General features: G+C 40.8%; 12 protein-coding genes. 5 read left to right on the plus strand and 7 right to left on the minus strand.

Annotated elements, in window-relative coordinates; genetic code table 11:
• Positions 1-11 precede the first annotated feature (11 nt).
• Positions 12-731 carry a 16S rRNA (uracil(1498)-N(3))-methyltransferase gene (locus ACK2WI_RS08235; protein ID WP_409150329.1) on the plus strand — a complete coding sequence of 240 codons (720 nt, stop codon included), beginning with the start codon at positions 12-14 and terminating at the stop codon, positions 729-731.
• On the opposite strand, the gene ACK2WI_RS08240 is transcribed toward ACK2WI_RS08235, so the two are convergent.
• Genes ACK2WI_RS08240 through ACK2WI_RS08250 form a run of 3 tightly spaced genes read right to left on the minus strand, consistent with a single transcriptional unit; the run spans position 728 to position 3,301 of the window.
• The gene (locus ACK2WI_RS08240) at positions 728-1,216 is read right to left on the minus strand and encodes a hypothetical protein (RefSeq protein WP_236736521.1); all 489 of its coding nucleotides are present in this window, start codon (positions 1,214-1,216) and stop codon (positions 728-730) included. The two genes, ACK2WI_RS08235 and ACK2WI_RS08240, sit on opposite strands and share 4 nt — an antisense overlap.
• Positions 1,216-2,652 carry an ABC transporter permease gene (locus ACK2WI_RS08245; RefSeq protein WP_409150330.1) on the minus strand — a complete coding sequence of 479 codons (1,437 nt, stop codon included), beginning with the start codon at positions 2,650-2,652 and terminating at the stop codon, positions 1,216-1,218. The genes ACK2WI_RS08240 and ACK2WI_RS08245 overlap by 1 nt, the downstream gene beginning before the upstream one ends.
• A 1-nt stretch (position 2,653) precedes the next feature.
• On the minus strand, positions 2,654-3,301 hold the full coding sequence (locus ACK2WI_RS08250; RefSeq protein WP_093098888.1) for an ABC transporter ATP-binding protein: 648 nt from the start codon (positions 3,299-3,301) through the stop codon (positions 2,654-2,656).
• A 176-nt stretch (positions 3,302-3,477) separates the two neighbouring features.
• On the opposite strand from ACK2WI_RS08250, the gene ACK2WI_RS08255 reads away from it, so the two are divergent.
• Together ACK2WI_RS08255 and ACK2WI_RS08260 are read left to right on the plus strand one after the other, a co-directional pair.
• Complete coding sequence (locus tag ACK2WI_RS08255) at positions 3,478-6,207, plus strand: TonB-dependent receptor domain-containing protein (RefSeq protein ID WP_409150331.1); 2,730 nt, start codon at positions 3,478-3,480, stop codon at positions 6,205-6,207.
• 70 nt (positions 6,208-6,277) lie between these two features.
• Positions 6,278-7,465: a hypothetical protein gene (locus ACK2WI_RS08260; RefSeq protein ID WP_409150332.1), complete on the plus strand. Its 1,188-nt coding sequence runs from the start codon at positions 6,278-6,280 to the stop codon at positions 7,463-7,465.
• 887 nt (positions 7,466-8,352) lie between these two features.
• Here the strand turns inward: ACK2WI_RS08260 and ACK2WI_RS08265 are convergent.
• The 4 genes from ACK2WI_RS08265 to ACK2WI_RS08280 all read right to left on the minus strand — a co-directional run bounded on the left by ACK2WI_RS08265 (position 8,353) and on the right by ACK2WI_RS08280 (position 12,231).
• Positions 8,353-9,708 carry a nucleoside permease gene (locus ACK2WI_RS08265; RefSeq protein WP_093098893.1) on the minus strand — a complete coding sequence of 452 codons (1,356 nt, stop codon included), beginning with the start codon at positions 9,706-9,708 and terminating at the stop codon, positions 8,353-8,355.
• A gap of 32 nt (positions 9,709-9,740) precedes the next feature.
• A complete protein-coding gene (locus tag ACK2WI_RS08270) occupies positions 9,741-10,394 on the minus strand; it encodes a bifunctional nuclease family protein (protein ID WP_093098894.1) in 654 nt (217 codons plus the stop codon).
• A gap of 104 nt (positions 10,395-10,498) precedes the next feature.
• Entirely contained in the window at positions 10,499-11,473 is a 975-nt protein-coding gene (locus tag ACK2WI_RS08275) for an electron transfer flavoprotein subunit alpha/FixB family protein (RefSeq protein WP_409150333.1), read from the minus strand.
• Positions 11,474-11,499: 26 nt separating this feature from the next.
• Complete coding sequence (locus tag ACK2WI_RS08280; protein ID WP_093098897.1) at positions 11,500-12,231, minus strand: electron transfer flavoprotein subunit beta/FixA family protein; 732 nt, start codon at positions 12,229-12,231, stop codon at positions 11,500-11,502.
• Between the two features lie 291 nt (positions 12,232-12,522).
• Here ACK2WI_RS08280 and ACK2WI_RS08285 point away from each other — a divergent pair, with 291 nt between their 5' ends.
• Entirely contained in the window at positions 12,523-12,855 is a 333-nt protein-coding gene (locus ACK2WI_RS08285; RefSeq protein ID WP_409150334.1) for a tetratricopeptide repeat protein, read from the plus strand.
• Positions 12,856-12,922: 67 nt separating this feature from the next.
• Positions 12,923-13,339, plus strand: a complete 417-nt coding sequence (locus tag ACK2WI_RS08290) for a copper resistance protein NlpE (RefSeq protein WP_093098900.1) — start codon at positions 12,923-12,925, stop codon at positions 13,337-13,339.
• Positions 13,340-13,464: the final 125 nt, after the last annotated feature.

A 13,464-nucleotide genomic window follows, 5' to 3' on the forward strand; every position in this document is an offset into this window, starting at 1 on the left:
TCCATCATATTGTGCATTTATTCTATACAGCAGATTTAAAGCCTGATCAAAGCTTATTTCAACTTTCTGAGGAAGAAAGCAAGCATGCTGTGCGTGTCTTGCGATTGAATGTGGGCGACCAGGTTCAATTGGTTGATGGGGTCGGTGGGTTTTATGAAGCTGAGATAGCCGATGCACATCCCAAAAGGACACAGCTGCGCATTTTAAATTATACCCCAGAATTTCAAAAGCCTAATTACCATTTACATATTGCTGTGGCACCCACCAAGAACATCGATCGGATCGAATGGTTCTTGGAAAAGGCGACCGAAATCGGGATCCAGGAAATCACTCCAATCATCAGTGAGCATTCCGAGCGCAGGGAGGTCAAAACCGAGCGTTTGAATAAAGTCATCGTTTCGGCGATGAAACAGTCTCTAAAGGCTTATATGCCCCTTCTAAATGAAGCTATCAGTTTGGATGCCTTCTTGAACAAGGCTGGGGAGGACAAGGACTTGAAAAAGGCTATTGCCCATTGTGAAGAAGATGCAGAGAAGAAATACTTAAACCAGGAATTTGAGCGCGGCCAACGCTATCTGATCTTGATCGGTCCTGAGGGGGATTTCTCGCCTTCTGAAATAGAAAAAGCCATTTCTGTAGGATTTATTCCGGTTTCCCTAGGGGAGGCCAGACTTCGCACAGAAACGGCTGCTTTGTATGCTTGTACAGAAATTGCTTTGTTGAACCGTTAGTTCACGAGTTCAGCATCCACAATTTGGATTTCCGCATTACCTTTTAAGGGTTCAGGATTGAACTTCATCTTTCCTTTGATCTTGATCGGTTCATCCGTAAACTTCACTGTTCCTTTTTTCATAAAGATCTCAACCATTGGAGGAATACCATTGGTACCACAGAATTGACACTGGGTGATCGGCAATACCGATAACATATAAGTGCTGTGGTTTCTGCCACTCACTAATGGCACCATATAACCTGGAAGGTCTACTATGGTATTCTCTAATTTTTTCAATGCAGGTGGATAGGTTGGCGTATACACTTTTTTGTTACCCACGGTAGACACCTTGTACATCATTTTGTCAATGGCTTCCCAAGTGCCGTTCATCATAGGAGTATGGTCTGGAACCTGGGTTTCATTGCTATAGTTTCCGATTTGAGCTTTTGAAAAGCTCACAGTCATCATCAATACGAATACTGTAAATATTAACTTTCTCATCATTACTTATTACCTAAAATGGTAGAAATTGTTGTGTTATATGCTTTAACTGCTGGTATAAGGGATGCTATCACACCGATCAAACAAGCAGTAAGCAAAATTAACCATTCTTTACTATATATCTGGAATGCTTGGATAAAGTCTGCACTCTGACTGGTCTGTGTACTGATCAGGTACAGGCCAATATGACCAATGAACAATCCGACAATACCTCCAATGCAGGTGATTACCAATCCTTCGACAATCAGCATGGTAAATAGTTTAATCTTACTTGCGCCTAATGTCCTCATGATGGCAAGGTCATATTTCCTGTCCTTCAGGGCATTGTATAGACTGATAAACACGCTCAATCCCGCGATGATCATAATGACATAAGCCAAGATTTCAAGAGAATCGATCCCTACACCCATTAAAGAAAACAATCTTGCTGTTTCCAATGCCGGGGATGCTGCCTGCATGCTGGTGGATTGGTTGACCAATTTAGGAACAACACCAATGGCAGCAGGGGAGCTGAATTTGACCAATAAGGCCGTAATCTCCAATCCTTTGTCCTGAACGATATCATCAGCGATGCTCTTTACGAATACATCCGATCTAGGACGTTCTGTCACTAGGCTATCTTCAGTAGCTTGAGTAAGAGGGTTAGGTTTTTCTGCTACGATTTCTTCATGTTCGTGATCAGCATGATCATGATCATGTTCCTCGTGTTGATGGGTTTCTGTAGCTGTATGTTCATGCGCATGTTCATCGTGGTTATGGTCTGCATGTTCATGATCATGAGCTTCATCAGCATGATCGTGCTCATGGTCGTGTTCCTCGTGACCGATTCCATGGATATCCCAAACACTTTCTAGGTTGGTCAATAAAAGGTTGTCTACGATAGAACCCGATGGTTTCAGGATTCCGACAACGGTAAAAGGATGTTCTTCGTGGACATGGGCGTTTTCAGCTAAACCATGGGCTCCATGTACTTGATCCCCTAATTTCAGTTTGTTTTTACGGGCAGTTTCACTACCAATAACCACTTCATAGCTTTTGTTCCATAATTGACCATCGGCTAATTGGAGCTCATATAAGCCCATAAAGCTAGTGTCCGTTCCAACGATTCGGTGACCTTTGAAGTTATCGCCTAGGGAAATGGGAACTGCTTTTTCAATAAAAGGGTTATCCATCAGCTTTTCGGCTTCGGCTAATTTGATGTTACCGGTGGGGTTGTCCACATGGTACAATGCACTCAGGATCAATTGTAGAGGGCTGCCTTTGGCACCTACCACGAGGTCAACCTGTTTGCTATTGCTGTCGAGCTGTTTTTCAAAAGTGTCGCTGGTAATATAGATACTTACCAATATGGCTACTCCGAATGCGGTTAGGATGATACTTAACAGCGTGGAGCCCCATTGTTGTGATATGTTTTTCCAGACTAATTGTAGTGTGTTCATCTTATTGCGCAGCTAGTATGTAGTTGTTCGTAAATTCATCCTTTAACCTTTTGTCATGGGTAGAGATCAAAAGGGTGCTTCCTTGTTCTTTGGCAAGGCCCTTGATCAGCTCCACAACCAGAAAGGTATTCTTGTCGTCTAGGGCAGCGGTGGGTTCGTCTGCAATCAAAAGCAAGGGCTTGTTTATGAGTGCCCTAGCGATAGCGACACGTTGTACCTGTCCGCGGCTCAGTTCATTGGGTCTTCTGTTTCCAAAACCTCCCAATTGCAGTTTTTCCAACAGTGATTTTATGGCCTGTTCATCGACAGCGAGTCCCGCTAGACTTTGGGCAAGTTTGATATTTTCTGTTACAGAGAGATTTTTGAGCAGATGGGCTTCCTGAAAAATAAATCCTAGGTTTTGCGCCCTGAATTTATCCAGATCACTTCCGGAGAGCTGATAAAGATCTTGTCCGTTGATGATGACCTGTCCGGTTGTTGGCGATGAAAAACCTGCGATCAGGTTCAACAGGGTTGATTTTCCGGATCCAGAGTCCCCTAATACCAAGGTATGTTGCTGATCGGCAAGCAGCAGATCTTGGAAAGAAAGTTTGGGGCCTTTAGGATATTGATACGATAAACTGGAGGTTTTTAATACAAAATCGCTCATAATAAAACTTTGTTGCAAAATAGCACTAATTGTTGGCTAAACCCAATCTAAAGGGTAACAATTTGACCGATAGGTGTCTTAACAATTATTTAACTAGAGACTAATATTAACATAATGAAGGATTAATATTCACGTAACAATACGATTATACTTTTGCAACATAATATTAACATTGTATGAATTGTATTAAACGAGTATTTTTATTGTTGGTTGTTTGCTTCGGCGTGATGATGAGCTATGCCCAGCAAGCACCATTTGGAGTAAAGGGGACAGTTGTGGACGTGGAGTCCTACCAACCTTTGGCAGGTGTTACAGTAACAATTGCGAACTCCCAGTTGGGCACAACCACAAATGACAAGGGTGAGTTTTTCATCCCCCTACCTAGCGATAAATCCGCGGAATATCTGATTCGTGCGACTCTAATGGGGTACGATGCCCAGGAGATGAACTTTACGTTGCAGTCAAGCGACACGGAGTTTGTGTCTTTTGCGCTGAAAAATGCAGATGCGGTGATCGAGGAAGTCGTTGTGACCAGACGCCGTGAGAAATTTACAGAATTAGCCTTATTAGAAGAAAGAAAGAAATCGAACCTGATGGTGGAGTCCATTGGTGCACAGGAGCTTTCTAGAAAAGGAGTTAGCGATGCCAGAGCAGCATTGACTAAAATGGCGGGTGTATCAAGACAAGAAGGTGTAAGGAATGTATTGGTTCGTGGATTAGGCGACCGTTATAATTCAACTTCATTAAATGGCTTGCCATTGCCGTCGGAAAATCCATTGTACAAAAACGTATCCTTGGATTTCTTTGGAACTGATGTTATTCAAAACATCAATGTAAACAAGACCCTGAACCCTGGTATTTCGGGAGATGTCGCGGGAGCAAACATCGATATCTTCACGAAAGAAGCAACAGGAAACAGTTTAGAGATTGGATTGAGCGGTGGTGGTAACTCACAGACCATTGGCCAGGATAATTTCCGCAGGATTAATGGAACAAACTGGTTTGGAACACTTCCAGCAGGTTCAAAACCTCCGATCACAGATTTTAGCCAGCACGCTTTCCAGAATTCTTGGACGCCTACGCCAATCAAAAATCTGATCAATTCAGGTATCAAATTATCAGCTAACAAACGCTTCTTAGTAAACAACAATCCATTAAGTATATTCTTTACTGCTGGAATGGAAAGCAAATACCGTTACTATGAAGGTAAATTCCAAGGAGCAAACAATGAGGGTGCCCTATTCTTAGACAAAGATTATACCTCCAACGAATATAATGTATCCCAATCGGGTATGTTGAATGCACGTTATACTTGGAACAACAGTTCAGTAAGCTTCAATTCATTGTATATCCATGACCAGACCCAAACCATCTGGGATATGTTTGGTATTGGTGAGAATGAGCTAGAAGGTGATAAGGAAATGAACAGAAGACAACAAGTAAATGATAACCACTTATTTGTTAACCAAATCCTTTCTAAGTTATCACTTTCAGAAAAACTGACTGCTGATTTAGGTTTAGGATTCAACTATACCATTGGTAATGAACCTGACCGTAGAAACAATAAACTTTTATTCAGAGATAACAAGCTAGCGTTCCATACAAGTTCAGCGAACAGTAATGAGCGTTTCTACTCGTACATGAATGAAAAAGGAGTGACCGCAAAAGCAATCTTATCTTACAAACTTGGTGATAACACGGATTTTGAAAGAAAAATTGACTTTGGATATAACGGGAACATTGTAAGAAGAGATTTTAGAGCAGTTATCTATAACTTCAAACTAATCCCTCCATACCCAGAAACCGCTGACATGAATGGTTTGGACAATTTCTTTACCCAAGAGAATGTAGGTAACAAATTCCAAATCGAAACCGGTCGTGGAAAGAACAATGCAGATCCTTTTTACTACTTAGGAAACAAGGATGTACATTCGGCATTAGGAAACCTGACTTACCAATTTGATGAGAAATTCACTGCTTTAGTTGGTCTTCGTTTCGATAAAATCAAACAAACAGTAGAATATAACACCAACATTGGTAACAGTGATGTGAGTGGTCCATCGATCATTGACAAGAACTACTTTTTGCCAAGTTTGAACTTGAAATATAGTTTAACCGAAAAGATGATCTTGAGAGCATCAGGAAGCCAGTCTTATATCTTGCCGCAGTTTATTGAAATTGCACCGATGTTGTACAATGGACAGAATATTACTACTCAAGGTAACAGTAATCTAGTTCCATCAGAAGTGATCAATGCGGATTTGAAATGGGAATTATACCCAGGAGCTGGTGATTTGGTTGCGGTTGGTTTATTCTATAAAAACATCAAAAACCCGATTTCAAGAATCCAGACCTTCTCATCAGGTAACCCATTTACTTTTGCGAACACAGGTAGCCAAGCTACGGTATTGGGTGCAGAGTTAGAGGTGAAGAAAGACTTATTGCGTACTGCAGGTGAGTTTGGCGAAAACGTATTGTCAGCAGGTCTGAACTTCTCGTATCTGCATTCGAAACAAAAGTTGGATTATACATTTGCGAGATTCCTAAAAGCAGAGGATAAATTGGAGGGCGCATCGCCAATCTTAGTGAATGCAGACCTTTCTTATAAAGCATATTTCAAGAATTTTGACCTACAACCTACCTTGGTCTTGAACTACTTCTCAGACCGTATTTATGCCTTAGGTACGAACGGATATGAGAACGTAATGGAAAAAGGCTATCCGACCTTGGATTTCGTGATGAACGGTACGATCAGCAGGAAATTTGGTGTCAATATCAAGGCTGAAAACATCTTAAATCCAGAGCGTCAATACAATCGTGGGTTTGTGAATGGAGCTCCGAGCATCATCGTGGAGAGCTTTAAGCGCGGGGTAGATTTTAGTGCAGGAGTTTCTTACAAGTTTTAACAATAAATTAATTTACACATAACACAAAGGTTAATTGGTAACAGTTTCTTTGTGTAGAAATTAAAAGATTATGAAGACAAAATTATTTTCAATTTTAGCAGCTAGCGCTTTAGCATTTACAGCTTGTACTTCGACTGATCCTATTGTGGGTCCAGGCGAAAAAGGGGAAGCAAAATTAATTGGTAACATCACTAAAGACATGGTTCTAGATGCTAATACTGAATACACGATGACAGGTGCAGTATATGTGAAGGACGGAGTGACTTTGACCATTCCTGCGGGAACTGTGATCAAAGCATTAGACGGAGGTACTGATGTGTATTTAATGGTTGAGCGTGGTGGAAAGATCATGGCGAACGGTACAGCAGCAAAACCAATTGTTTTCACTTCAGCAGCTGCAAAGCCTAAAGAAGGAGATTGGGGTGGTGTCTTGATCAACGGAAAAGCACCTCTTTCAGGTGAAGCTGGAAAAGTAACTGAGAACAATGCTGAGATTGGTGAGGCATACAAATACGGTGGTAGTGTTGTTGATGACAATTCAGGTATTCTTAACTACGTAAGAATCGAGTACACTGGTGCTCGTATCTCTGATGAGAAAGAACACAATGGTCTTACTTTGAACGGTGTTGGTAACAAAACTACCTTGTCTAATATTTATTTAGCATACGGTGATGATGATGCAATCGAGTTCTTCGGTGGATCAGTAAACGCTTCTAACATTTTAGTAGTAAACTGTACAGATGATATGTTTGACTTTACTGAAGGTTATTCAGGTACAGTTAAAAACGTATATGGTATCCGTGAAGAAGGTTACTTGCCAGTAACTGTTGACCCACGTGGTATCGAAGCTGATGGTAACATGGACGGAAAAGCTCCAAGCCATGTAAACCAATCAAACTTCAAAGTTGATGGTATCACTATCATCAATAACGCTCCAGGATTAGGTGCAAACTTAACCATGCACGATGTATTCAAAATCAGAAGAGGTGCTAAAGCTACCATTACTAATGCTTTTGTGAAATTCGGTCCTAAAACTAACGTTTTGGATGCTACAGGCGCAGTAGTTGTTGATTTAGTTGACTACACTGACAAAAACGGTACTGCTGCTGCAGGGACTTCAATTGAATACACAATTGATAAAGCAAACAACCTAGACAAAGCAAAACTTAACACAATCCCTGGAACTTCAGCTACAGCTAAAGATGGCTTGAAAGGTGCTGATACAGGTGCTTTCAGCTGGACTGGATACAAATTCTAAGAACATAGTACTAAATAGTTTATCAAATACAAAGGACCGCCTTCATGGCGGTCTTTTTTTTTGAACCAGGATTCCCCTCGGCTCCGCTCGGGGTACGGGATTGGGACTTCGACAGGCTCAGCCACCGGATGGACCAAGATTTGGGAATGAACCAGGATTGCCCTCGACTCCGCTCGGGCTACTGGATTGGGACTTCGACAGGCTCAGCCACCGGATGGACCAAGATTTGGGAAAGAACCAGGATTGCCCTCGACGATTATCGAGCGAAGTCGAGATGCCGCTCGGGCTACTGGATTGGGACTTCGACAGGCTCAGCCACCGGATGGACCAAGATTTGGGAATGAACCAGGATTAATGGGATGGGGACTTCGACAGGCTCAGCCACCGGATGGACCAAGATTATGATGTATATATCACAGAAAATTATCAAGGTTGGTAGGCCTTATGTTTGTATTGAATACGCCCGCCGCAAATAAACCTTCATATAATTAGCCTTTAGGCTGATTTACTAAGACTATTCTTAGGTATTAAATATGCTAAAGCATAAAAAAATCCTGGGGCGGGGAGCCTCAGGATTTTTAACTAACCAATTATTAACCTAAATTATGAAATTTTTTACTCTTTACTCTTTTTTACTCTGTTTGTACTATCTATAACGCAAAGTAAATGCCGATTGTATATTGCATACTGCCTCTTAACATCTTTTAACAGATGGATTAGATTTCGATGACAAAAAGGAATGACTCAGATATCTTTATGACATTTCTCCCCAAATTACCCGCTTTACTCTTATGCCATTATTCCCGAAAAATATCCAGAAACAAAAAAGCCTGACAGAATCTGACAGGCTTTATATCTTTTGTCTAAATACTAAATACTAAATACTACTATTTAACTTCATGCTTATGTCTAAACAGGATAGCAAAGAGTATAGCAATGACTAGGGTATACAGGGCAAAGGCGATCCAGATATGGTGCCAGTCCTTTAAGTGTATGACTTGATCGAAGATTCCATTGCTTACATTAACTCCTCTGGAGCTGATGAATTTTTGCAGGGAACCATTGTCGGCTGTAGTGTCCAGGAAAGAGGCTAAAGAGGCGCTGTCGTTGAACGAAAGGGTGTAGAACCTATCAATGATCCACCCCGATACCCAAGAGCCAAATACGGCTCCAAATCCGTTGGTCATCATCATGAACAATCCTTGTGCTGATGAACGGATCTTGTTATTTGTATTGGTCTCCACGAATAGGGAACCTGAAATGTTGAAAAAGTCAAAGGCCATCCCATAGACTACACAGGACATAATAATCATCCATAGGCCAGTGGAAGGGTTTCCATAAGCGAATAGTCCGAATCGAAGCACCCAGGCTACCATGGCGATCAACATGACCTGTTTGATACCAAACCTTTTCAAGAAAAACGGAATCGCAAGGATGAACAAGGTTTCCGAAATCTGTGATATGGACATGATGATTGTGGAATACTTCACCACGAAGGAATCGACATATTTTGGATAGAATTTGAATTCATCCAAGAAGACATCTCCATAAGCATTGGTCAATTGTAAGGCTGCGCCAAGGAACATGGAGAAGATAAAGAACATCGCCATTTTAAAGTTTCCAAAGAGCTTGAAAGCTTCGAGTCCCATGATCTGGGAAAAGCTAGCGTTCTCTTGGATATGTCTCTGGGGAGGACATTTTGGAAGATAGATCAGGGAATAGAGCCCCAATAAGATGGAACCGCCGGCAGCAATATAGAACTGGCCTTCGGTTGCTTTACTTCCGCTTAAGTTAGTCATCCACATTGCCGCGATAAAACCTACTGTTCCCCATACACGAATGGGAGGGAAGGCCTTGATGAGGTCGTAATTCCCTTGGTTGAGGGCTGTATAGGCAATGGAGTTGGAAAGGGCTAAAGTAGGCATGTAACAACACATACTGAGCAGCATGACAGTAAAAAACGATCCTGGGTCTTGCACTTGTGCAAGATAGATCAGGCAGGCTGCGTAAAGAAGGTGAAGGGCTACATAAAGTTTTTCTGCATTGACCCAACGGTCGGCAATGATACCCATCAAGGTGGGCATAAATAAAGAGGCAATACCCATGGTGGAAAAAATGGCGCCGAATTCGGTACCACCCCAGTTTTTAGTCCCAAACCAATAGTTTGCAATAGTAATCAACCATGCTCCCCAGACGAAGAATTGTAGGAAGTTCATGATCGTTAACCTCAGTTTAATAGACATCGTATTTTGCTATTAGTTATTGTAGGTAGAAATTAAGATTTTCGTTTTTCGATTTCGTCCCTGATTTTGGCTGCCGTCTCATACTGTTCGTTTTCGATGGCTTTTTCCAGGGTCTTTTCAAGTTGTTCCAGCGTTAAGGAAGCGTAAGGTGATGGTTTGTTTTTTGCTGGTTCTTTTTCAACGCTTTCTTGTTCTTTTTCTTTTTCCTCGGTTGGAGTATCCGATTGTTTGTAGTTTCCTACGTTTTCGATGTTTTCAAGGAAAGCAAAGTCATTTCCTTCGATCACGATTCCGGCTGTGTTCATGATAAAATCATAGGTGTAGATCGGGCATTCGAAGCGAACAGCAAGGGCAACAGCATCCGATGTACGGGCGTCGATTTCTGAAGTCTGTTCACCATCTGTACAGATCAATTTGGCAAAGAATATCCCGTCTACCAGGTTGTAGATCAAGACTTCTTCTAATTTTATCTTAAAGGTTTCAGCGAACGATTTGAATAAATCATGGGTTAGCGGCCTGCTTGGAGTCATTTTTTCGATTTCAACGGCAATGGATTGCGCTTCAAAGCCTCCAATGATGACAGGTAGTCTTCGGTTACCTCCTACCTCTCCGAGAACTAGGGCATACGCACCAGACTGGGTCTGGCTATATGATAAGCCCACAATATCTAACTTGATTTTCTTCATCGATAACACGTTAACGTGAATACAAAGATGGGAATATTAACAGCAAAAAAAAAGTGACCCTGCGTTTTTTTAGGCAAGGCCACTCGTTCATTGTTTAGTTATTCCTAGTTGTTTTTTAAGTTTTTGATCGCTTCTGTCAGCTTTGGAACGATTTCGAAGGCATCACCAACGATTCCATAATCCGCCACTTTAAAGAACGGTGCTTCTGGGTCTTTGTTGATCACAACAATGTTTTTTGAGGAACTTACTCCTGCTAAATGTTGGATTGCGCCCGAGATACCGATCGCAATATATAGGTTAGGGCTCACTACGATCCCTGTTTGTCCTACGTGTTCGGAATGTGGTCTCCAACCGGCATCTGAAACTGGTTTTGAACATGCTGTTGCAGCACCAAGTACATTTGCCAATTCCTCGATCATTCCCCAGTTCTCTGGTCCTTTCATTCCACGACCTGCTGATACCACGATTTCGGCTTCTGGTAGGGAGATTTTATCCGTTGCACGTACAATCTCTTTGACCATGACATTGAAATCTTGGTCTTGCAGATCTGGGGTGAAATCTACCACCTCTGCTGCAGCACCAGTTTCTTTGACATCGAATGCATTTGGATTAACTGCAATGACTTTTACCGCAGAACTGATGACTTCGGTTGCAAATGCTTTATTGGAAAATGCAGTCTTTTTTACTTCCATCTGATCGCCATTGAATGTAGGAAGACCGATAGCACCATCCGCAAAACCTGCATCTAATTTAGCTGCAACCCTTGGTCCCAAACCTTTTCCACTGAAAGAATTGGAAAGGACAACAACTTTTGCATTCTCCTGCTTAGCAGCCGAAGCAATAATGGATGCATAGGCTTTGTTCACAAAGTTCTTCAATTTGTCTTGGTTGGCATCCAAAACTTTGGATACACCGTATTTGCCCAATTTCTCTAATTCTGCTTTGTCTACATTTCCAATGGAAAGAGCAGTCACAGAATCACCTAATTGGTCAGCGATAGCTTTGGCATAGGAAGCGACCTCAAATGCCGACTTCTTTAATGTACCTTCTGTATTTTCTATATATACTAAAATTGCCATGATAATTTCTTAATGGGGTAAATGAATTAAATAACTTTTGCCTCGCTACGAAGTAATTGAACCAATTGATCCACATCTTCTACAAGTTTCACTGCACCTCGTGGAGCAGGAGATTCGTATTTGGAGATGTTTGACAATTCATTTACTGCAATCGGCTCCAGAACTTGAAGAGGTTTTGTTCTTGCACCCATAATGCCACGCATATTCGGGATTTTAGGCTCGGCAACACCTTCTGCTGTACCTACAACCACAGGCAATGAAACCGTCAATACTTCTTTACCACCTTCAATTTCGCGGTCGATGGTAGCATTGTTGTCTTGGATTTCCAATTTCTTTGCAATTGAAACTGAAGGAAGGTTTAATAGTTCACCTAATAGGGCTGCCACTTGAGCACCGTTATAGTCAATAGACTCACGACCCGTTAAGATCAAGTCAAAGTTTTGTTCTTTTGCGTAGTTAGCAATCTGATTGGCTACAAACCAAGCATCTCTAGGTTGAGAATTTACGCGAACGGCATCGTCCGCACCAATTGCCAATGCTTTTCTAATGGTAGGTTCTGTGCTAGCATCACCAACATTGATCACAGTGACGGTACCTTTGCCGCCTTCCGCCAACTCAACTGCTCTTGATAATGCAATCTCATCATAGGGATTAATGATATACTGGATACCATTGCTGTTAAAAACCGTATTATCGTTGCTGAATGTTATTTTTGAAGTGGTGTCAGGGACATTACTTATACATACTAATATTCTCATAATTCAAACGTTTTACACAAACCTACATTAATTAAGGAGCATTTCAAAGATGTGTTTCCTCGATTTTCAGGAACTGTTAGCTAATTGTTAATTGCCTAAATACTATAAAATATCTCATTATATTATTAAAATGATAATGTTTGCCCTTAAATGATTTAAATAATATAATAAATGTAAATAAATGCATTAAAAACACAATAGTCATGCGTTTGTCATTTTGTATGCTAGCATAGTATTTCCTTTCACCTTACACATAGGTTTTCCATTTCTAAATTATGTTTACTTTTGTTTATGGAAAGTAGATTAGAACAGTTACAGAATTTTTTAAAAGAAAGCCCGCAAGATCCTTTTTTGAAGTATGCGCTGACCATGGAATTTGTGAAACTAGGAGATAAAGCAAAAGCAAGGGAAGGGTTTGAAGAACTCGTCCATAATCATGCGGATTATGTAGGGACTTATTACCACTTTGGGAAATTTTTGGAAGTGGAGGGAGAGAAGGATTTTGCAATTGAAATCTATGAAAAAGGCATGCAGGTCGCACAGCAGAAAAGAAATTTCCATGCTCTAAATGAACTGAAAAATGCCATGCTCATGGCTAATGGTTTGCTGGATGACGACGATTAATGTTAAATTTTCTAAAAAATAAATTTGTGGTATCTTTTTTGTCTTTTTTAGGGCAAGGAAGAAAATTATGCGAGTATTAACACTGTCATTAATAGGATTAATCATGCTGGTCTTTGGATTTAGTTGTATAAATAACAAATCCAACGTCAATCAGCTTGTTGCGTCCGAAGATAATGCGGTGAAAGGATTAGCTATCGTTGGTACTTATGAAGGCAAACTTCCTTGTGCTGATTGTACTACAATTGCAACAGTACTCAGCTTGGATAAGAATAAAAATTATTCCATGCGCTATGAATATGTTGGCAAAAGTGCCGAAATATTTGAAAGTACCGGTAAATGGAAGGTTGATAAAGATATCTTGAGCTTAGAGAATGTGGATTACAGCTTTAAGATATCAAAGGATCAACTCAATCAACTAGATCTCTCTGGTAAGGAAATAAAAGGCGATCTCGCCGAAAAATATGTCCTTCAAAAAATAAAATAAATACCTGCATTCGTAGGTATTTTTATTTACCCTATTTGTTAGTTTATTTTTAAGGAATACCTAATGCTAGGTATTTTTTCTGCTTAAGAGGTTGGTTATCTTTGGTTAACACTAATTATTAATTG

This window comes from Sphingobacterium sp. BS-2, assembly GCF_046161205.1.
Lineage (GTDB): Bacteria > Bacteroidota > Bacteroidia > Sphingobacteriales > Sphingobacteriaceae > Sphingobacterium > Sphingobacterium mizutaii.

What these genes read in the sequence shown, in the direction of transcription:
- ACK2WI_RS08265 (WP_093098893.1), bottom strand. Translation starts at nt 9,708, where the DNA reads ATGTCTATTAAACTGAGGTTAACGATCATGAACTTCCTACAATTCTTC.
- ACK2WI_RS08290 (WP_093098900.1), top strand. Translation starts at nt 12,923, where the DNA reads ATGCGAGTATTAACACTGTCATTAATAGGATTAATCATGCTGGTCTTT.
- ACK2WI_RS08240 (WP_236736521.1), bottom strand. Translation starts at nt 1,216, where the DNA reads ATGATGAGAAAGTTAATATTTACAGTATTCGTATTGATGATGACTGTG.
- ACK2WI_RS08260 (WP_409150332.1), top strand. Translation starts at nt 6,278, where the DNA reads ATGAAGACAAAATTATTTTCAATTTTAGCAGCTAGCGCTTTAGCATTT.
- ACK2WI_RS08280 (WP_093098897.1), bottom strand. Translation starts at nt 12,231, where the DNA reads ATGAGAATATTAGTATGTATAAGTAATGTCCCTGACACCACTTCAAAA.
- ACK2WI_RS08285 (WP_409150334.1), top strand. Translation starts at nt 12,523, where the DNA reads ATGGAAAGTAGATTAGAACAGTTACAGAATTTTTTAAAAGAAAGCCCG.
- ACK2WI_RS08255 (WP_409150331.1), top strand. Translation starts at nt 3,478, where the DNA reads ATGAATTGTATTAAACGAGTATTTTTATTGTTGGTTGTTTGCTTCGGC.
- ACK2WI_RS08270 (WP_093098894.1), bottom strand. Translation starts at nt 10,394, where the DNA reads ATGAAGAAAATCAAGTTAGATATTGTGGGCTTATCATATAGCCAGACC.
- ACK2WI_RS08245 (WP_409150330.1), bottom strand. Translation starts at nt 2,652, where the DNA reads ATGAACACACTACAATTAGTCTGGAAAAACATATCACAACAATGGGGC.
- ACK2WI_RS08275 (WP_409150333.1), bottom strand. Translation starts at nt 11,473, where the DNA reads ATGGCAATTTTAGTATATATAGAAAATACAGAAGGTACATTAAAGAAG.
- ACK2WI_RS08250 (WP_093098888.1), bottom strand. Translation starts at nt 3,301, where the DNA reads ATGAGCGATTTTGTATTAAAAACCTCCAGTTTATCGTATCAATATCCT.